Annotated in this window: 13 protein-coding genes; 10 read left to right on the top strand and 3 right to left on the bottom strand. The window is 42.3% G+C overall.

What is annotated here, in order from left to right:
• Positions 1 to 16: 16 nt before the first annotated feature.
• Positions 17 to 1,333, bottom strand: coding sequence for a sensor histidine kinase (locus ABPH35_RS01450; RefSeq protein ID WP_349987790.1), 1,317 nt, complete (start codon positions 1,331 to 1,333; stop codon positions 17 to 19).
• Positions 1,330 to 2,043 carry a LytR/AlgR family response regulator transcription factor gene (locus ABPH35_RS01445; protein ID WP_349987789.1) on the bottom strand — a complete coding sequence of 238 codons (714 nt, stop codon included), beginning with the start codon at positions 2,041 to 2,043 and terminating at the stop codon, positions 1,330 to 1,332. The genes ABPH35_RS01450 and ABPH35_RS01445 overlap by 4 nt, the downstream gene beginning before the upstream one ends.
• A 191-nt stretch (positions 2,044 to 2,234) precedes the next feature.
• Between ABPH35_RS01445 and ABPH35_RS01440 the strand changes: the two genes are divergently transcribed.
• The 10 genes from ABPH35_RS01440 (at position 2,235) to ABPH35_RS01395 (ending at position 18,314) form a co-directional block, all read left to right on the top strand.
• Entirely contained in the window at positions 2,235 to 5,132 is a 2,898-nt protein-coding gene (locus ABPH35_RS01440; RefSeq protein WP_349987788.1) for a glycoside hydrolase family 3 C-terminal domain-containing protein, read from the top strand.
• Between the two features lie 53 nt (positions 5,133 to 5,185).
• Entirely contained in the window at positions 5,186 to 5,668 is a 483-nt protein-coding gene (locus ABPH35_RS01435) for a GtrA family protein (RefSeq protein ID WP_349987787.1), read from the top strand.
• Positions 5,669 to 5,838: 170 nt separating this feature from the next.
• Entirely contained in the window at positions 5,839 to 8,238 is a 2,400-nt protein-coding gene (locus ABPH35_RS01430; protein ID WP_349987786.1) for a glycoside hydrolase family 3 C-terminal domain-containing protein, read from the top strand.
• A gap of 70 nt (positions 8,239 to 8,308) precedes the next feature.
• On the top strand, positions 8,309 to 9,322 hold the full coding sequence (locus ABPH35_RS01425; RefSeq protein WP_349987785.1) for a glycosyltransferase family 2 protein: 1,014 nt from the start codon (positions 8,309 to 8,311) through the stop codon (positions 9,320 to 9,322).
• A gap of 12 nt (positions 9,323 to 9,334) precedes the next feature.
• Positions 9,335 to 10,246, top strand: coding sequence for an aldo/keto reductase (locus tag ABPH35_RS01420; protein ID WP_349987784.1), 912 nt, complete (start codon positions 9,335 to 9,337; stop codon positions 10,244 to 10,246).
• A gap of 366 nt (positions 10,247 to 10,612) precedes the next feature.
• Positions 10,613 to 12,364: an aspartate--tRNA ligase gene (aspS, locus tag ABPH35_RS01415; RefSeq protein WP_349987783.1), complete on the top strand. Its 1,752-nt coding sequence runs from the start codon at positions 10,613 to 10,615 to the stop codon at positions 12,362 to 12,364.
• On the top strand, positions 12,357 to 13,292 hold the full coding sequence (locus tag ABPH35_RS01410) for a YitT family protein (protein ID WP_349987782.1): 936 nt from the start codon (positions 12,357 to 12,359) through the stop codon (positions 13,290 to 13,292). Before aspS ends, ABPH35_RS01410 begins: the two co-directional genes overlap by 8 nt.
• A gap of 94 nt (positions 13,293 to 13,386) precedes the next feature.
• A complete protein-coding gene (gene nrdI / locus ABPH35_RS01405) occupies positions 13,387 to 13,836 on the top strand; it encodes a class Ib ribonucleoside-diphosphate reductase assembly flavoprotein NrdI (protein ID WP_349987781.1) in 450 nt (149 codons plus the stop codon).
• A 279-nt stretch (positions 13,837 to 14,115) separates the two neighbouring features.
• Complete coding sequence (locus ABPH35_RS01400; protein ID WP_349987780.1) at positions 14,116 to 17,361, top strand: InlB B-repeat-containing protein; 3,246 nt, start codon at positions 14,116 to 14,118, stop codon at positions 17,359 to 17,361.
• Between the two features lie 17 nt (positions 17,362 to 17,378).
• Entirely contained in the window at positions 17,379 to 18,314 is a 936-nt protein-coding gene (locus ABPH35_RS01395) for a DUF6287 domain-containing protein (RefSeq protein WP_349987779.1), read from the top strand.
• 129 nt (positions 18,315 to 18,443) lie between these two features.
• On the opposite strand, the gene pulA is transcribed toward ABPH35_RS01395, so the two are convergent.
• Positions 18,444 to 20,492: a type I pullulanase gene (gene pulA, locus ABPH35_RS01390; RefSeq protein ID WP_349987778.1), complete on the bottom strand. Its 2,049-nt coding sequence runs from the start codon at positions 20,490 to 20,492 to the stop codon at positions 18,444 to 18,446.
• Positions 20,493 to 20,502 lie beyond the last annotated feature (10 nt).

Raw genomic sequence — 20,502 nt, 5'->3', positions numbered from 1 at the left:
CCCGATTGGAGCTGTTTTATTTCATGTCTGTGACAGGTAGTAAGATTTTGAGCTGTACCCAATTCTCTTCCTTGCTGAGGGTTAGGTTACCACCGTATTTTTGAACGATAAAGTCCATGCTTTTTAGGCCGATACCATGGAGATTTTTATCTTTTTTAGAAGTTCTTGGGAATTGTCCTGTGGATAAGTCGAGGTCAGAAGTGTCATAATTATCGAGTCGAATGACGATAAATTGGCTATGTTGAGAGACTTTTAAGGTCATAAGACGTTGTTCAGGCTGGCTGATTTTTTCCACGGCTTCAATCGCATTGTCAATCGCATTTCCAAAAAGAGCAGAGATGTCCATAATGTCCATGAAATGGAGAAGTTGTCCTTGCACGATACAGGTAAAATTGATACCGTTTTGCAAACAGTATTGATTTTTTTGTGTCAAAATGGTGTCAAGGACAGGATTACCTGTTTCAATCTTGGCTTCAAAATGCTGAATGGCTACCGTCATTTCTTGGAGGTATTGTTGTTGCTTTTGCTTATCTGCTTCTTGTTGGATAATATAGAGCTGATGCTTGAGATCATGGGCTTTACGGCTGATGAGGTCATTATTTTCTCGGTAGGCTTGATACTGTTTGTATTGCAATTGAAACATGTTGTGGATTGCTACCAATTCTTCACGGAGATAGCGGTCATATTGCTGGGATTCTTGCGTGAGAAGGAGTAGGATGCCGGAGAAATTAACTGTCGTTCTGAGGATAAAGATACTTGTTGAATCTTGAAATTGGGGTGTTCCAGAGAGGATAAAACCGATATTACTTAAAATAAAAATGGTTAATGAAGTAAAAACAGCGACCCAAACCTCTCGTTTTTCAATACTATTTTGCAGTTCTTCGAGGTTGATTTTTCGATTTTGCTGATAGAAGAGAAGAAAAGAGATGCCAGAAATAATCACCATGAATAGGGCTTGTGTCCACAAGTTATCCACAGGTTGTGAATAAATCGTGAGACAGTAAAGGTGCCAGGAAAGAGAGGCGACTAATTCTGCTGCGATAAAAGCCTTGGCAGTTAAATAGAGTGCAGTCTTTTGTTGTTTTACTCCAAGTAGGTAAATCGAGACAAACATCCAAGAGATGTTAATGCCCATGCCAATTGTCCACAAGAGGATAGGGAATTGACCAGCTAGGAGTTGTAGCAGAATTTGGACAGTAAAGATGAGGAGCAAAATTCTCATTTTTCGTAGCCAGTCCATGTTCATAATCAGAGGGAGGCAAACCAAGCAACAAGCAATCGATTCAGCCAGTGCTGTGTAGAGTCGTGGAATATCAGGAAAGTGTGTCATCATAGCAAGGTGTCTCCGATGTAATTGGTCAGAGCAGTCATGAAATCTTTCTTACGAGGTCGGCTGATTTGCAAGGGTTCACCCTTGATATAGGCCAGATTGCCTTCGATTTTTTCCACATAAGCGAGATTAACAATGTAGCCTGAATTAGAACGAAAGAAGCTCTTTTTATCGAGTAATTGTTCCATATTTTTTAAGGTGTTGCTAATCGTGATGGTCTCTTGTTTGCTATGAATATGGAGTTGGTGGCCGTCACTTTCCAGATAATAGATGTCTTTTTGAGGGATTTTAAAAGTGGAAGCCTTGTTTCTGACATAGAGATAGTGCTGGTCCTCTTCAGGGCTTGGTAGCTTTCGGAGCATTTTTTTGAAATGTTCTTCAAAAACGAAGTTGCTAAGTGGTTTGAGGAGGAAGTCGATAGCTTCAACAGAATATCCCTGAATGGCTACCTGAGAATGGTTGGTTACAAAGACAATCAAGACTTCCTTGTCTACTGCACGAATTTTTTGAGCAGTCGTCATACCGTCCATGATTTCCATTTCCACATCCAAATAAATAATATCAAATCGATGCTGGTAGTCACTGGTGATGTCAATACCATCGTTAAAACAGGTGATATCTACAGGTTGTTTGATTTTTTGGCAGTAGTTCTGAATATATTTACTGAGTCGTTCTTGTTCAATTTTTTGATCTTCTACAATCGCGATGTTCATACTAGCCCTTTCTATCTGTTTTCTTTAGTATACCAAAAATTGGAAAAAGAAAATACTATTTGAAAACAGACAAATTATGCAACCAAAATGACAGATTATGAAGAAAGGGTTTTCACCTGTTGTTTCGTTTGGTAAAGTAGAGATATAAAAAGAAAAGGCTTTCAAGCCATTGAATTAGTTAGGAGGGTCTTATGAAGACTTGGAAAAATACAGGACTAGCTTTAGTTTCTGCTGGTGCACTCTTTAGCGTTCCAGTAGCAGCTGAAGATTATGCTAAATCCTATCAGTCATGGGATGCAGCAAGTATCGTAAAGACAACCTTGATTGTCGCTTCAGTTGCAGTAGTTGCTTTACTGGCATATGCGATTTACCGCATTGTACAGAATAAGCCCTTAAAAACAGTCAAGAGCAAGCTTGCAATGGGCTTATTATCGCTACTTAGTATTGCGATTGTAGGAGCAAACTATGCGGTGAACATGTTTGTAAATGTGATTGATACCTATTTTGCACCATCTTATGCAGATGAAGGTAAAATAAAGGATGCAGAAGCCGTTTCGAAGCAATTGGTGACAAAGATTCAAGAAGAAGGTACGGTTTTGTTAGAGAACAAAAATAAAACCTTACCACTTGAAAAATCATCAAAAGTCAATGTATTTGGGATTTCTTCAGTTGCGGTGACCTACGGTGGTTCAGGTTCAGGTGCTGCGGATGAGTCTAAAAACATCAATTTGCAACAGGGGCTTGAAAATGCAGGTTTTGAAGTCAATGCGGAATTGACAGATTTCTATAAAGAAAATTTACCGAAAAAAGAGGGAACCAATATCTTCTCATTAAACGGTGGAGATTACAATATCTATGAACCAAGCCAAGACAAGTATTCTGCAGAGTTGATGAAGAATGCAAAAGAGTTCTCTGATACAGCGCTTGTTGTGATTTCTCGTAATGGTGGTGAGGGAGCAGACCTTCCTCAGTCGATGAAAGGCTATGAAAATGGTCAAGAAGATAAGCATTATCTTGAGCTTCAAGATGTTGAAAAAGATATGCTTGAAACCGTTAAGAAAAACTTTGATAAAGTGGTTGTCCTAGTGAACTCATCTAATGCAATGGAGCTTGGTTTCCTAGAAGATGAGGGTGTGGATGCAGCGCTTTGGATTGGTGGACCAGGTTCAACAGGTCTTGATGGTGTAGCACGTATCTTAGCAGGTGAGGTCAATCCGTCAGGCCGCTTGGTAGATACCTATGCTTATGATATGGCTTCTGCTCCAACCTACTGGAATACAGGGGACTTCTCTTATACAAATATTACCTATGAGAATACTCCGTGGGGTGCAAAAGAGCCACAGACTTTTAACTATAAATTTGTCAATTACCAAGAAGGAATTTATGTCGGCTACCGTTACTACGAAACACGTTTTGTAGATAATGCGACCGGTCAAGTGGATGAAGCAGCTTATCAAAAAGCAGTTCAATACCCATTCGGATATGGTCTATCTTATACCAACTTCAAACAAGAAATCACCAGCATGAACGAAGATGGTGATGAAATTGAAGTGAAAGTGAAAGTTACAAACACAGGTGACGTTGCTGGTAAGGATGTAGCGCAAGTTTACTATACTGCACCGTACACTACTGGTGGAATTGAGAAATCACACGTTGTTCTTGCTGGTTTTGGTAAAACAGAAGTGCTTGAGCCAGGTAAGAGTGAAGAATTAGCCATTCGCTTTGATCGAGATGATCTTGCTTCCTATGATGAGAAGAAGGAAAAAGCCTATGTCTTAGAGGCTGGAAATTATGACATCAAATTGATGAACAATGCTCATGACGTACTGGATTCTAAGACCTATACAGTTGCTCAAAAAGAAGTCCGCAAACAACGGACATCTGATAAAGCTGAAGTAACCAATGCCTTTGAATATGCAGTAGGTGATGTTAAATATGTCACTCGTAATGATTGGACAGGAACACTTCCAACTGAGCGTACCAAGGACAGAGAGGCCACTGATGCGGTTGCAAAAGAAGTAGAACGTACAAACTTCCGAATTGATGCAGATGCTGAAACACCAGTTGACAAGGTAGAAGTTGAAAAGAATGGTCTTCGTTTGGCAGATCTTGTAGGTGCAGATTATGATGATGAGCGTTGGGAAAAATTAGTGGCTCAGATGACTGTAGCTGAAATGACTTCCTTGATTGGTCATGGTGGTTATGCAACGATTGCGGTTAAATCAGTTGATAAACCAGCGGTAGTGGATCTTGACGGACCTGCAGGAATCAATGGTATCTTCCAAGGTATCAAGGGAATCCAATACAACTCAGAGGTTGTCGTAGCTTCTACTTGGAATACGGATCTTGCTGAAGAAATGGGAGATGCCTTTGCGAAAGAAGCCTTGGCTCATGGAATTGTAGGCCTTTATGCTCCTGCGGTTAATATTCACCGTTCTCCATTCTCAGGTCGAAACTTTGAATACTATTCAGAAGATCCTGTTGTATCAGGTAAAATGGCTTCTGCCTTGGTGAAAAAAGCACTCGACAATGGTGTTTATACCTTTACAAAACACTTTGCTCTTAATGATCAAGAAGACAACCGTGAAGGTGTTGCAACTTGGTCAAATGAGCAAGCGATTCGGGAAGTCTACCTCAAAGCCTTTGAAATTCCAGTTAAAGAAGGTGGCGCAACAGCCATCATGTCCTCGTTCAACCGCATTGGTACTCTGTGGGCTGGTGGAAATGGTGACTTGCTCAATACAGTTTTACGTGACGAGTGGGGCTTCCGTGGAATGGTCATTACTGACTTTGATGGTCAAAATTACATGAGTCCTGACCAAGCAATTCGTAACGGTGGTGACTTGATGTTAACTCCTATAGGAGATGATCCAACAACTCTCTCTACTGGTAGTAAAGAAGGAGTTACAGCCCTTCGTCAAGCAAGTAAAAATATCTTATATACCATTGCACACTCAGCAGCCTTTGACATCTATAAACCAAAAACAAAATGGTGGTTGGTTGTCCTTGTAGCAGCAAATATTGTCTTGGTGGTGCTAGTAGGGCTTGGTCTTGTCAAACTAACTGCAACGAAAAAAGAAGTAGCATAATAAACGAAGAAGTGTGAGGACAGCTAGTCCTCCTCTCTTTTAGAAGGAGAAGTATGAAAGAGTGGATTGCCAAACATCCTGATTTGTGGGAATTTATTAAGTTTAATGTTTTGTCAAATATTGCAACGATTACGAATTTCGCAGTTCTGTGGTTGTCAACAAACTTTCTATTTACTGCTTTTTCAGGGCAAGATTTTCATTGGCTAATTTTCCATTACACTGCAGCAGACCATGGTGGCTTAAATGGATTTCTATCTTTCTTATTGGCTTATGTCGTTGCACAGATTGTGAATTATATTGTTCAGCGGAAATTAGTTTTCGGAGCAGAAAATGATATATCAAAAACCCTCCATTGGTATATCTTGACCGTGGTAGTTGCAGGAATTTTATCCATTGTCTTACCACCCTATTCCACTCAACTATTCACCTCATGGGGTTTGAGTTTAGGTTGGGCCCAAACGGCTGCCAACTGGGTCAATATTTTTGTTCAAGTTGCCGTTAACTATCCGATGATGAAATTTGTCATTATGAAATAATGGAAAATGCTATTCCCCTAATGATGCGTCGTTGGGGGAATTTTTATATCCTTTCAAATGTCGCCAACAGATTATGCCATAAACTTGTCAATTTATGAAGAAAGCGTTTTAATTCTGACAGTTCTTTGCTATGATAGGCTTAGTAGAATAGAAATAAGTGGGGGCAATGTATGAAACATCGTGAGATTATTGAGCAATTAACCTTAGCAGAAAAAGCAGCTCTGATGTCTGGTAAATCAGTTTGGGAAACCAAGGATTTTCCAGAAAAAGGAATTCCGTCCGTTTTTCTATCAGATGGGCCACACGGTATTCGTAAGCAAGAAGGAAGTGGGGATCACCTGGGCTTGAATGCTTCTGTTCCAGCGACTTGCTTTCCAACAGCAGCGACTCTTGCCAATAGCTGGGACGTAGCTTTGGTTGAAGAAGTTGGGTCAGCATTAGGGGCAGAAGCAAGTAGCTTGGGGGTTCATGTGGTGTTGGGGCCTGGACTCAATATCAAGCGTAATCCCTTGTGTGGCCGTAATTTTGAATATTATTCAGAAGATCCGTATCAGGCAGGGAAAATGGCAGCAGCTATGATTCGTGGCCTGCAATCCCAAGGGGTAGCAGCTACGCCAAAACATTTTGCGGTCAATAGTCAAGAGCTTCGTCGTATGGCTTCTGATTCGGTTGTAGATGAGCGCACACTGCGTGAAATTTATCTGACAGGGTTTGAAATTACTGTTCGTGAAGGCAATCCGAAGGCCATTATGTCCGCTTATAATAAAATCAATGGGATTTATGCCAATGAAGATAAACGGTTGTTGCGAGATATTTTGCGAGATGAATGGGGCTTTACAGGCTTTGTAGTTTCAGACTGGGGTGGCTCAAATGACCACGTTCTAGGAGTTGAAAATGGCAGTCATCTGGAAATGCCAGGTACAACAACGGTCGGCCAAAAGGAATTAATCGATGCAGTCCAATCGGGGCGTTTGTCTGAACATGTATTGGATGAGCGTGTGGATGAGCTGTTGCAGGTTGTGTTAGAATTAGCAGCACAAGAAAAGCGCAATATTCATCCTGAGGAACAGCACCGCCTAGCACAGCGAGCAGCAGCAGAAAGTATTGTCTTACTAAAAAATGACGAACACTTGCTGCCACTCCAAGCAGAAAAAACAGTTGCTGTGATTGGTGAATTTGCCCAAAATCCACGTTACCAGGGGGCAGGTTCTTCCCTTATCAATGCTAGACAGGTAGAAAATACGGTCGATAGCATTGCGGATTATCCCTTAACAGTTGTTGGCTATGCACAGGGTTATCAGCGAATTGACCAACAAGATGAAGCCTTGGTGACAGAGGCTCTTGCCTTAGCAAAACAAGCAGATACTGTCTTATATTACATGGGATTGGATGAAATTAGTGAGAGCGAAGGGCTGGACCGTAGTCATTTGAATTTACCACAAAATCAGCTTCACCTACTTGGAAAATTAGCAGCAGTTCATGAGAATATTGTTGTGGTTCTATCAGCAGGTTCGGTCGTTGATATGAGTTGGACGCAGCATGTGAAAGCAGTAATTCATGGCTATTTGGCAGGAGAAGCAGGTGCAAGAGCTATGCTGGATGCGTTGACAGGGGTCGTCAATCCAAGCGGAAAATTAAGTGAAACCTATCCGGTGAATCTGGCAGATGTTCCTTCTTCTATCGATTTTCCTGCTAAGGGAGATTATGCTCTCTACCGCGAGGGCCTATACGTCGGCTACCGATATTTTGATACGACAAAAACACCTGTTCAATATCCATTTGGGTATGGCTTGTCCTATACGACCTTTGCCTATAGTGACCTACTCGTTGATAAGGCAGGAATTTCTGTGACGGTAACGAATACTGGGGCGCGTGCTGGTGCAGAAATTGTGCAATTGTATGTTGGGAAAGAAGACGGAACTATTTTCCGTCCCAAAAAAGAATTAAAAGGCTTTACAAAAGTATACTTGGAAGCTGGAGAATCAAAACAAGTAACCATTGCCTTTGATGATAAGACCTTCCGCTACTTCAATATCTTGACCAATTCCTTTGAAGTTGAAGGCGGAACCTATCAGCTTTACATAGGTGCAAGTGTGTCAGATATTCGCTTGGTGGCAGAAGCAACGCAAGTAGCTACGACTGATCAATTGCCTGACTTGACAGGGCTCGAAAGCTATCAGTCTGGACAGGTTCAAAACGTTTCAGATGAGCAATTTGCCCGCCTTCTTGGCCGACCTGTTCCTCTAGAGTCATGGCACATTGGTCAAGAACTTCGTCTAAATGACCCCTTGTCTAAGATGCAGTATGCAAAGAGCGGGCTAGCGCGCCTCGTTTATAAATTGCTATATCATTTATTGAAAAAAGCAGAGCAAAAAGGCAAGCCAGACCTCAACTTGCTCTTCCTCTACAATATGCCATTCAGAGCATTAGGTAAAATGACAGGTGATATGATTGACCAGCAAATGGTAACTGCGATTTTGGTAATTGTTAATGGGCAGTTTATCAAAGGTGTTGGTCAATTGTGGAAAGCTTTTCGTGCCAAACAAGGCTATCAAAAGCAACTTTCCTAAAATTATGGTAAAATAAATAAAAAATCTGCCAGCTTAAGCTGGCAGATAATTCGTTGGTAGGGAGTAGGAGATGACCTTATTAAGTATTACCATTCCGAGTTACAATGCGCAAGAATATCTACATTACTGTGTTGAATCACTCGTTATTGGGGGTGATTTAGTCGAAATTTTAATTGTCAATGACGGGTCAAGCGATCGTACGCAAGAAATTGCGGAACAACTGGCAGCTAAGTATAGCAATGTTCGTGCCATTTATCAAGAAAATAAGGGGCATGGTGGAGCAGTAAATACTGGCATGAGAGAGGCTACAGGACGGTATTTTAAGGTAGTAGACAGCGATGATTGGGTCGATACGAGAGCCTACCTCAAAATCCTTGAAACCTTGACTAGCCTAGAAAGTCAGGGTCAGTCTGTGGATGCCTTTATTTCAAATTTCGTCTATGAAAAAGAGGGACAATCTCGTAAGAAGAGCATGAATTACCAGAATGTCTTACCGACTGATCGCATATTCACTTGGGATGATGTCGGTGCTTTTTCAAAAGGGCAGTACATGATGATGCATTCACTGATTTATCGGACAGACCTGCTAAGAGAAGTGGGGTTGATCTTACCAGAACATACCTTCTATGTGGATAATATTTTTGTTTTTACACCGCTACAAGCCGTCAAGACCATGTATTATCTGCCGGTTGATTTTTACCGCTACTTTATTGGACGCCATGATCAGTCTGTCAATGAATCGGTGATGATCAAGCGGATTGACCAGCAACTGAAGGTAAATCGTATCTTGGTGGACAGTTTGGATTTGGACGCCATTGATCAACCAGATTTGCGAAGCTATTTGCTCAACCATGTGGAGATTACGACCATTATCTCTTGTGCCCTTCTCAATCGAGGTGGAACAGCAGAGCATATGATGAAAAAGCAGGAATTGTGGAAATATATTCAAGACAATAATCCAGCTCTTTTTAAAATCGTTCGTAGTGGCTTGTTGGGGCAGCTGACCAACTTATATGGCTACCCAGGACGGAAGATTTCCAATGCGGTTTATAAGATTGCAAAGAGCATTTATGGCTTTAATTGATAGGAGAAATCAATGCAAAAATTGGGAAAAACAGAGCTAGAAGTATCTCGAATAGCACTGGGCTGTATGCGAATGGCAAGTTTAGATGACAAGGTAGCACAGGCAGTTGTACAGACCGCTTTGGAACAAGGAATCACCTTTTTTGACCATGCCGATATTTATGGAGGCGGGGAATCTGAACGCCGATTTGCAGCAGCTGTGAAAGAATTGGGGGTCCATCGCGAGAAGTATATTCTGCAATCGAAATGTGGTATTCGTAAAGGATATTTTGATTTTTCAAAAGAGCATATCCTAACTTCTGTCGATGAGATGTTAAAACGGTTGGGAACTGATTATTTGGATGTTCTAGCCCTGCATCGGCCAGATGCCTTAATGGAACCAGAGGAAGTAGCGGAGGCCTTTTCAGCATTGAAAAAAACGGGAAAGGTTCGTTATTTTGGTGTCAGCAATCAAAATGTCTATCAGATTGAGTTACTTCAGTCCTATTTGGCAGAGCCGTTGGTAGTCAATCAGTTGCAGTTGTCACCTGCCCACACACCGCTGATTGATGCGGGGCTCCATGTCAATATGAAAGAAGATGGAGCAACAGTCCGAGACGGGAGCGTCTTAGATTATTGCAGATTGAACAGCATAACCATTCAAGCCTGGTCGCCATTTTTGATTGATTTACAAAGAGGAATTTTTGTTGATCATTCAGATTATGCCAACTTAAATCAAACGATTGAGCGCTTAGCGATTCAATACCATGTTTCACGTGAAGCAATCATTGTTGCGTGGATCATGCGTCATCCAGCGAAGATTCAGACTATTGTAGGGTCGATGAATCCAGAACGGATTGCAAAGATTGTAGAAGCTGAAAAAGTGTGCCTTACGCGACCAGAATGGTACGAGATTTACACTAGCGCAGGCAATACGCTGCCATAGTAGAAAGAGCTAGTTAGTGTATTAAGAACCTGTATTCACAGCTCAACAACTCTATTCAGGGCTTATTTTTCGAAATACAGTCAGTATTCCTTTTAAAAAATGCCTTGATTATCGTAAAATAAGCTCCTGATTAGAATTACTCAGCTTATGGATACAGATTCTAAGCTGTCTAGAACGGAAATAGGAACAAGGTTGGGTAGGGTTGCTCATCCTTTTTCTATTCGACAAGGATTTTCGAGAAAATTCACTCGAATTGTTCCCGATTTCCCTGCTTTTGTGATAGAATAGTTAGGTATAAAACCAAGAATAGATGGAAGAGGTATGCAGGTTTATGCTACTCGTTTCCATAATCGGAGAGAGGAAAATATGAAACGTTCGATGTATGCGGGACGTGTTCGGAAAGAACACATCGGTCAAGAAATTACTTTGAAAGGTTGGGTTGGTCGCCGTCGTGATTTGGGTGGCTTGATTTTCATTGATTTGCGTGATCGCGAAGGAATCATGCAGTTGGTCATCAATCCTGAGATGGTTTCTAGTGATGTGATGGCGCAAGCTGAGAAGGTGCGGAGTGAGTTTGTCCTTGAAGTGACTGGACAAGTTGTAGCACGCGAACAGGCAAACCCTGCTCTACCGACAGGTGAAGTTGAGTTACAAGTGTCTAGCTTGACCATTTTAAATACAGCTAAAACCACACCGTTTGAAATCAAAGATGGTATTGAAGCAAGTGACGATACGCGTCTTCGCTACCGTTATTTGGACTTGCGTCGTCCTGAGATGCTAGCCAACTTTAAATTGCGGGCTGCAGTAACGCATAGTATCCGCAATTATTTGGACGAACTTGAGTTTATCGATGTGGAGACACCGATGTTGACCAAGTCAACACCAGAAGGTGCGCGTGATTACTTGGTGCCCAGTCGTGTGAGTAAGGGCCATTTTTATGCTCTTCCACAAAGCCCGCAGATTACCAAGCAATTGTTGATGAATGCTGGTTTTGACCGCTACTATCAAATTGTGAAATGCTTCCGTGATGAGGATTTACGTGGAGACCGCCAGCCAGAGTTTACACAGGTTGACTTAGAAACCTCCTTCTTATCTGAGCTAGAAATTCAAGATATAGTAGAAGGTTTGCTGGCGCGTGTCATGAAAGAGACCAAAGGAATCGATGTGACGCTACCATTTCCTCGTATGAGTTATAGCCACGCCATGAATGCTTATGGCAGTGACAAACCAGATACTCGCTTTGAGATGTTGTTGCAAGACTTGACAGACCTTGTAAAGGAAGTTGACTTTAAAGTCTTTTCCGAAGCTCCTACTGTCAAAGCAATTGTAGTCAAGGGTGCAGCAGATAACTATTCGCGTAAAGACATTGATACATTAACCGATTATGCTAAGCAATTTGGGGCAAAAGGCCTAGCTTGGGTAAAGGTTGCAAATGGTGAATTGACAGGTCCGATTGCCAAGTTCTTGACAACTATTGCAGATAAGTTGACAGAAGATTTACAGTTAGTAGACAAGGATTTGGTTCTATTTGTCGCAGACGACTTAGAAATTGCGAATAATACATTGGGAGCGCTTCGTACTCGTATTGCTAAGGAACAAGGCTTGATTGATGAAACCAAGTTTAATTTCTTGTGGATTGTGGATTGGCCAATGTTTGAATGGTCAGAAGAAGAAGGACGCTTCATGAGCGCTCACCATCCATTCACACTTCCAACAGAAGAATCCGCTCATCACCTAGAAGGTGATTTGGCAAGTGTTCGTGCGGTTGCCTATGATATCGTATTAAATGGTTATGAATTAGGAGGCGGAAGCCTACGTATCAATCAAAAAGAGATGCAGGAGAAGATGTTCAAAGCGCTTGGTTTTAGTGCTGAACAGGCTCATGACCAATTTGGTTTCCTTTTGGAAGCGATGGACTACGGTTTTCCACCACATGGTGGACTTGCAATCGGATTGGACCGTTTGGTCATGCTCTTAGCAGGTAAGGACAATATTCGTGAAGTAATCGCCTTTCCTAAGAATAATAAGGCCAGTGATCCAATGACCCAGGCTCCAAGTACGGTAGCCAACAGTCAATTAGAAGAATTAGCACTTCAGATTCAAACAACTAATGAATAGATATTTTAGAAAACTTCGTATTCGATTCTTGAGAAAAGCTAGGCGCAATCGTTTTTGGTCTGTCATCTCGAGTGTTTCAAAAGAGCGCTATGCAGAGCGTATATCCGGATCAATCATTTATGGACTCTTGTCCAGTATAGCTGTCAATTTCTTTTTCCAACCGGGGAATGTCTACTCCTCAGGAGTGACAGGGATTGCACAGATTGTGTCTGCTATCTCTATGACCTACTGGGGTTTCGAAATTCCGCTGGCTCTGGTCTATTATGGTCTAAATATCCCCTTGCTCCTCATCGCTTGGTATAAGATTGGCAATAAATTTACTATTTTCACTTTTATCACGGTTACTTGTAGTTCCTTCTTTATCCAATTTATGCCCCATATTACCTTGACGACAGATCCTCTCGTTAATGCTATTTTTGGAGGTCTCATGTTGGGGACAGGGATTGGCTTTGCTCTCCGCAATAACGTATCAAGCGGCGGAACGGATATTGTGAGTATCTTAATTCGGAAAAAGACTGGAAAGCAAGTTGGGAGCATTTCTCTGATTGTCAATATCTTGATTATGCTGGCAGCTGGTGTAACCTTTGGTTGGAAGTATGCCCTCTATTCGATGATTGCCCTCTTTGTTTGTAGTCAGATGACCGATGTTATCTATGTCAAGCAAAAGCGCATGCAAGCCATGATTATCACCAGTCATCCTAATCGTGTCATCAAGATGATTCAAAAAAAATTGCATCGTGGTGTGACCATTATCAATGGTGCAGAAGGTGCTTACAACCATGAAGAAAAGACCGTCTTGATTACCATTATTACCCGAGCAGAATTTAATGACTTCAAGGCTATTATGAAGAAGACCGATAAGACAGCCTTTGTATCGGTAGCAGATAATGTCAATATTATTGGCCGCTTTGTCGAGGCTGAGGAATAAGGTTCAGGGTCTTGTCTAAGAATTGACAAGCACAACATATAGTTATATAATCATAAGTATATTCTATATGTTGTGTTTTTTGAATGGAGAAAAGATGAAGAAAATCTATCTTGTTTATATCAGCCTAAGTGGAAATACGGAAAGTTTTGTGAAGCGCTTGACCACTTTTTTACAATTTCAGTCTGATTTGCAGGTTGAGCAGGTGCATGTCAAGGATTTGGTCAAACAGGATATTCCCTTTTACGAACTGGATGCGCCTTTTGTGGCCTTTCTACCGACCTATTTAGAGGGTGGAAATGGCGTGGACAATGGTGATGTTGAGATTTTAACAAATCCGCTAGGCGATTTCATCGCCTATGGAGGAAATGTGGATAAGTGCCTCGGCATTGTTGGTTCCGGTAATCGGAATTTCAATAATCAATACTGTCTAACGGCTAAGCAATATTCCGAACGGTTTGGTTTCCCTGTTCTTGCTAACTTTGAACTCCGTGGTCTCCAAAATGACATCGAACGGGTAGGCAAAAAGATTATGGAGTTGGTGTGATAGAGACTGGTGGACAAACTAGATTGATAAATGAAAGAGAGCGTTCATCCAAACGACACGATCAGTTTCGAATGTACGAAAATCGAAGCTGGCGAATCACTTTTAAGGAAGTTACGGGGTGTGTGCTTCTCTGTTTTATTTAGGGTACTTTTTAACGTCTAGCATTGGGGCCCCTAATCTCTAGGAAAAATCTAAAATTAAAATGAGGGTCAGATATTGCCTTTTTTTTGTAGCATATTATAATATAGATATGATTGTAATTAAAAAGGAGTATGTTAAATGAAAAAGAACACCCCGTCGAGTTGGAAATCCGTGACACGCTATTCCATCCGTAAAGTCGCCATTGGAGCAGTCTCTTTGGCGGTAGGTTCAGCCCTTTTTGGCTCGTTTGGTGGCTTACCTGTCCCAGTAGCTGCTGAGGAAATGGCGAGTGAGCAGCAATATTTTACAGTGGATTACCAATATATAGCTGAGGCAGAGCTAACTGTAGATGAGAAGAAGCAAATCATCGAAAATCTACCAGAAAATACAACAGACCAAAACCAGACCTTTTATCTGGTGTTTCGTGCGAACCAGTCATCTGTATTACCAAAGACAAGTGATGGTCGCTCCTTGCTCGTACCAGGTATGGTTGGGACAAGCTTGTTTGTGGTAGGAATGGCTATAGTAGGGCGGGGGAAGAAGAAGCGCCATGTCATCACAAGTTTGTTCTTGTTGACCAGTATCGGAGCTTCAACGACTGTCTTGGCTTTAGAAAGCCAGATACTATCAGGCTATAATCAGCAATTCAGCTTGCAAAAAGGGCAAGAACTGCCAGATGTAGTGGAGATTCCAGGTTATAGGTATGTAGGTTATCTGCCTGCGACTGCTTTAAGGTCGAACACGGTCGATACTGCCACGATTGATGAAACTTCAGCTACCCTCAGTAGTTCGTTAGCAAACCAGTCAACTTCCTCAGAAGGCCGTTTTTTATCTTCTCTACCATCATCTGCTGTTCAAACGACTACTTCGAGTAAGCCCGTTGAGCCGACAAATCCTACTGTTTCAACCAATCCAAGTTCTCCAGTAGGTACTGTCCCATCGACCGGTCAGCCTCAGCCAAGTACGTCAGTAGATGCAGTTCCACCGACAACTCAGCCAGGCATGTCAGTAGACACAGTCCCCTCAACCACACAATCTCACCCAAGTGTGCCAGTGGGTACTGTCCCACCAACGACTCAGCCTCAGCCAAGTATGTCAGTAGATGCAGTTCCACCGACGACTCAGCTAGGCATGTCAGTAGACACAGTCCCCTCAACCACACAATCTCACCCAAGTGTGCCAGTGGGTACTGTCCCACCAGCGACTCAGCCTCAGCCAAGTATGTCAGTAGATGCAGTTCTACCGACAACTCAGCCAGGTATGTCAGATGATGGGACAGATGCCATTACTCCAAGTCAGCCAATAGAATCGCAAACATATAAGGTAACCTTTATGGTAGCTGGTCAAGTAGTGAAGGCAGAGGAGGTTGAAGCAGGGAAAGCCGCTACGGCGCCAGATGCTCCTGTGTTAGAAGGAAAAGTATTTGTTGGCTGGTCAACAGCCTTTGATTCGGTCACAAGTGACCTTCAAGTAGTTGCGCAGTATAAGGAAAAAGAATACACGGTTCAGTATATAACTTCAACTGGTCAAAAAGTTCATACAGAAACTATCGCTCATGGAGATGTTTTAGCTGATAAGCCTCTTGTTCTCATTGAAGGGTATGAAATTACTGGTTCTGACTATGATGGTTCTCCAATCACAAAAGATATGACTATCATCCTTTCTGTAAAGGAAATTCCGTTGACGATTACGTTTGATCAAGATGGAGAAAGGACGACCGTTCGGGCTTTACGTGGTGAGCAAGTCACTTTCCCGACTCCGAAAGAAAAAGAAGGACATGACTTTGTTCGTTGGTCAACAACTCAAATGAAGTTCGATAAGGATACCACTATAAAAGCTATTTATGCGAAGAAAGAATATCGTGTTCTCTTTAAAGTAGATGGTATGTCACTTACTCTTGCAAAAATTCCTCATGGCATGGATGGAACAGCCTTTGCTACAAAAAATCCTGTTAAAGCAAAACATCGTTTTGTTGGTTGGGATAAAGACCTAACAAATGTAACTGGAGATATGGAAGTAAATGCTATCTTCGAACGTGTATATGCAAATCTGCCTGTCCGTTTTGTTGCCGTAGATCAAGATGGTCAAGAACTAAAAGATCTCGCTACAAAAATCTTTAAAGAAGAGACAGATATCAAGGAAACAGACTATCCTAGTCTATTTGAAATTCCTGGCTATACCTTTGTCAAGTGGGAACCACAATCCGTTACGGCTACTGAAGATACGATAGTAAAAGCGCACTATAGCCAAGATCACTATCATGTTACTGTAAATGATGAACAAGGTCAGGCTATGGAGACCTTTACGAAGACCTATCAAGAGGCAGTCAGCCCAAATCTTGCCCAGTATGAAAAAGAAGGCTACACTCTCACGAACTTTGTGGACGAGAATGGTCAAAATGTTGGTTTGAGCGACATTGCAATCACGAAAGATACCGTGCTGACTCCTGTCTATCGGATAAAAACCTATCGTGTTCAATTCTTTGATGTGGAAAAAGAGGTGGTCAAGACAGAAGTTGTCGAACACGGCCAGTCAGCTACTCCACCAACCCTAAAAGAAGTAGAAGGTAAACGCTTCATCGCCTGGTCTGCATCGTCTGATGTTGTAACGAGTGACTTGGATATCTACTCTAAATACGAAGATATTAAATATGTCACTGTACAGTATATCGTCGAAAATCCTAAAGGGGTGAAACATTGGTCTACAGGTCTTAATTATTTCCCAGTTAAGACTGTAAAGTTAGAGGAAGGAAAAGAATTCGAAGAAGCGCCAAAAACTCTTCATAATGGAGAATTCTTCTTGGAGCAATCTTTAAACGAAGGTGAACTTAGTGGTTGGGTATTTAATGGATGGCAAAAAGAAGAACAAGCTGATGGCTCTATTCTTATGAAAGCTAAAATGAGTGTTGATTACGAAGCAGGATGGAAATTTGCGAAAGCAGATGAATATCCTACTGGATTCAATATCTATAAAACTAAAGATGAAGCAAAACAAAAAATTTATCGCTATCGTGATGATTTCGCAAAAGATTTCTTCAATAAGATGAATGATTATCGTGCTTCTCTTGGGTTGAACAAACTCATTTGGTTGGATGAAACCAAAGCCGGAAGCGATTTGCGGGCGAAGCAAATGCTTTACGAGTACTCACATAAAATTCCGGGGACAAATCAAAGCCAAAGCACACTATTCCCAAATCACCCAGCTGGAGAAAATATTGCCATGAATCACGAGAAAGAGAATGCCGCTGATTACGTTTTAAAACAGTGGTTAGATTCTCCGGGGCATAAGCGCAACATTGAAAAGCCTGATTATGAGTATACAACTGTTTCAGTAGTTGAAGCAGATGGAATGCTGCATTGGGTTCAAAATTTCTTCTTGTACTAAAAATGATTGGAGATATAATGAAAAAGAGTGTACTAGGAATCGTCGTTCTTCTCTGTCTGACAGCTTGTCAGCAGACACCCGCGCCAAAAGAAACGGCGCAATCGACAGAATCTTCTAGCCAGCAGACGACTACGACAGAAACTAGCTCAAGCAGCAGCACAGCAGCTTCTGCGGAAAAGAAGGTGGTGCCTCCTATGGATGTAGCTGCCGTAGTGGCAGGAGACTACAGCTCTGTCCAAGGTTTGTGGCAAACCTCCAAGGGAGAAACCTTGTATTTTGATGCGACCCGAGGCTTGGTAAACATGCCTATCCGACAGGAGACGATGCAGCTACGTGAAGATGGCGCAGCAGGAGGACAGCTCCCTTATGCCGCCATCAGTTTCATCCCAGCGGGGATTGATTTGACCAATCAATTTTTCCAAGATGAATCAGATCAGAAGAAGGATCGCATCAGAGCTGGGCAAAGTCCAGATTTAGTAGCTGATTCATTTTATTACCGAGCAGACGAAGAGTCGATGCCGACCATGACCTCCGTGACGGATGCGGAAAGCAAAGAGTTTCCAGGCTATACAGAAAAGCAAGTAGAAGCGGCTCGCATTTATAGTATGTTGGGCGACTGGAGCGCTCCTAATCTAGTAGTGACTTCAGAAATGCCTGCAGGGACAAAAGTGTGTCTGTATAGTGATTTCGGAAAAAGTTATACGAAGCCGACTCGTATGATTGTCGCTTCACCTGCTTCAACGGCCATCACCTATACTAGCAACGGCGATGGCACGATTACCGTTTACCCTGCACCCGCTAAGTGGCACCAAAGCTCAGAGGAATTGCAGGATAAAGAGTACATGGATCGCTATACCCAGAAGATTTTAGATGATGCTGTGCTCTTAAAGATCTCATTGGGCGTGCCTGAAAAAATTCAAGCCTTTTTGGAAAAAATGGAATTTCAACAGTAACAAACTGTACAAGAACGCTAGTCCTTCAAAAAAGATCCTTACTTTTTAGCTCCTATTCTGATGTACCAAAATCAAAAAACACTAATCAGCTATAAACTGGTTAGTGTTTTTGTGTTCTATCGGTAAGCGTTACTTATCTTCTAAGATACAGATACTTTGGCCAGCAAGAAGGATGTGGTTGCTATCCTCGCTCATTGGTGGGAAGGTGAAGTGGACAGTTTGGTTCACTTCTTTTTCATAGTTAAAGTCAGCGTTTGAAAAGTTAATAATAAACTGAATCCGCTCCGTATCTGAGGTGACGGTGTAGCGTAGGACAGATTCGCTTAGCCAGTAGAAATCACAGCTAGCTTGAATAGCTTGGTAGTCAGCTTGCGCAAGAATAGGGTGCTCTTTGCGGAAGGCAATCAATTCACGGATAAACTGGATATGCTCATGGTAGCAAGCAGCTCTTGTCCAGTCAAGACGGTTAACTTGGTCTGGAATATTGTAGGTATTGTCGATTTCATCTTTGGTGCGGAAAAATTCTTGTCCGCTATGAAGAAAGGCCATACCTTGCGAGATGAGAATCAGTTGTAGACCGAAGCTAGCTGCGCGTTTTTGCTGGTGCGGAGTCCAGTCAGGATTTTCGATATGGAAATAATCAAAGACCGTTGCATTGTCATGGCATTCGATATAATTGACCGATTGTTCAGGGCTGCGAAAATGACTGAAACAGCTTCCTGATAAGAGGTGCTGAATTTTTTCGTGCAGTTGTCTTGTCACCAACTGTTCTGGCTTGAGTAGGACTTTCTTGAATGTATCACGGTAGTCGTCATTAAAGAAGCCAAGTGTTGGTAGTTTTTCAGCATTGTATTGATGCGCTAGCTGATCAAAATCAAGCCCTGTTGTCATTTTCCATCCTTCACCATATAGATAGATATTTTGGTGGAGTGTCCGAAGCTCCGTCTCAATTTGATTCATGGTCTCGACATCAAGAATACCCATGAGATCAAATCGGAATCCATCAAATCCATAAAGGGTCGTCCATTGGCGGAGGGATTGTTTGATGTAGTTACGAACCATACTGCGTTCGCTCGCCACATCATTTCCACAGAAGGTACCGTCTGTACGGAGACCATTTTCCTGATACCGATAGAAATAGCCAGGAACGATACGCTCAAAAGCATATTCTTCAGCGTGGTAGACGTGATTGTAGACAACGTCCATGATGACGCTAATGTCGGCATCATGGTAGGCTTGAATGGCTGTTTGCAATTCACAAATCCGTGCGTAAGGGTCATCTGGATCGCTAGAAAACGAGCCTTCTGGGACATTGTACTGTACGGGGTCATATCCCCAGTTATACACAGCCTGTGGATAATTCTCATCAACACTACCGAAATCATAGAGGGGCATGAGCTGGATATGGGTCACTCCAAGTTTTTTGATGTAGTCCATGCCAAGGGTCATGTCTTCTAGTTGAGGGGATTCAGTCAGACCGAGGAATTGGCTGGGATGTGCAAATCCGGCACTTGCCTGTTGTGAGAAATCACGGACGCTCATTTCATAGACAATGGCTTGTGCAGCTGGTATTTGAGTACGAGCCCGGCGTGGTTTAGCGAGTCTGGCTAGATTGATAACGTAGCTATCACCAGAGTTTGCTTTAGAAGATAGAGCATAGGGATCGTGGACAGAAAGCCACACTCCATTGACCTTGTGGAGATAATGATAGCTGGCGCCGTCTAAATCACCTGTCACAGTTACTTGCCAGACTCCCTTTTCTTGTCGTTTCATGGCATAAGGTGTGCCCTCAAGGACTAGAAAGACAGTTTTTGAGATAGGAGCCCATAGTTTAAACTGAGTGTGAGTTAGGCTATAGTGGGATCCAAGGTCATCGCCGTCATAAGTGAAGGTCTGCTCAAAGAGAGGAGAGCGGACAATGTGTCCATAGGCAAGTTCAGTTTTGTTTCGGTCCTGATCGTAAATAGTATAATCACCCGTCAAGTGAAGGGGGTGAAGACTTGCTAGAAAATAGGTTACGGTCTCACCTTGCTCCATGCGGCTGTGGATAACTAATTCCTCTTCTGCCTGATGAGAGGCAATATGGAAGGTCATATCAGGATGATCAAAGCGTTTCTCAAGCAGAATACGGATGCTTGCTTGGTCATCAAGGTAGGCTTTAAATTGTCGTAAGGCCATGAGCCAATGG

This window comes from Streptococcus handemini, assembly GCF_040984445.1.
GTDB classification, from domain to species: Bacteria; Bacillota; Bacilli; order Lactobacillales; family Streptococcaceae; genus Streptococcus; species Streptococcus handemini.
Note: the sequence above shows the minus strand (reverse complement) of the source record. Positions and strands in the feature narration are given on the sequence as shown.

Excerpts from the sequence above, each read along its gene's own strand:
- ABPH35_RS01435 (WP_349987787.1), top strand. The coding sequence starts at position 5,186 with ATGAAAGAGTGGATTGCCAAACATCCTGATTTGTGGGAATTTATTAAG.
- nrdI (WP_349987781.1), top strand. The coding sequence starts at position 13,387 with ATGAAGAAAATCTATCTTGTTTATATCAGCCTAAGTGGAAATACGGAA.
- ABPH35_RS01410 (WP_349987782.1), top strand. The coding sequence starts at position 12,357 with ATGAATAGATATTTTAGAAAACTTCGTATTCGATTCTTGAGAAAAGCT.
- ABPH35_RS01395 (WP_349987779.1), top strand. The coding sequence starts at position 17,379 with ATGAAAAAGAGTGTACTAGGAATCGTCGTTCTTCTCTGTCTGACAGCT.
- ABPH35_RS01430 (WP_349987786.1), top strand. The coding sequence starts at position 5,839 with ATGAAACATCGTGAGATTATTGAGCAATTAACCTTAGCAGAAAAAGCA.
- ABPH35_RS01450 (WP_349987790.1), bottom strand. The coding sequence starts at position 1,333 with ATGATGACACACTTTCCTGATATTCCACGACTCTACACAGCACTGGCT.
- ABPH35_RS01425 (WP_349987785.1), top strand. The coding sequence starts at position 8,309 with ATGACCTTATTAAGTATTACCATTCCGAGTTACAATGCGCAAGAATAT.
- aspS (WP_349987783.1), top strand. The coding sequence starts at position 10,613 with ATGAAACGTTCGATGTATGCGGGACGTGTTCGGAAAGAACACATCGGT.
- pulA (WP_349987778.1), bottom strand. The coding sequence starts at position 20,492 with ATGGCCTTACGACAATTTAAAGCCTACCTTGATGACCAAGCAAGCATC.
- ABPH35_RS01445 (WP_349987789.1), bottom strand. The coding sequence starts at position 2,043 with ATGAACATCGCGATTGTAGAAGATCAAAAAATTGAACAAGAACGACTC.
- ABPH35_RS01400 (WP_349987780.1), top strand. The coding sequence starts at position 14,116 with ATGAAAAAGAACACCCCGTCGAGTTGGAAATCCGTGACACGCTATTCC.
- ABPH35_RS01420 (WP_349987784.1), top strand. The coding sequence starts at position 9,335 with ATGCAAAAATTGGGAAAAACAGAGCTAGAAGTATCTCGAATAGCACTG.
- ABPH35_RS01440 (WP_349987788.1), top strand. The coding sequence starts at position 2,235 with ATGAAGACTTGGAAAAATACAGGACTAGCTTTAGTTTCTGCTGGTGCA.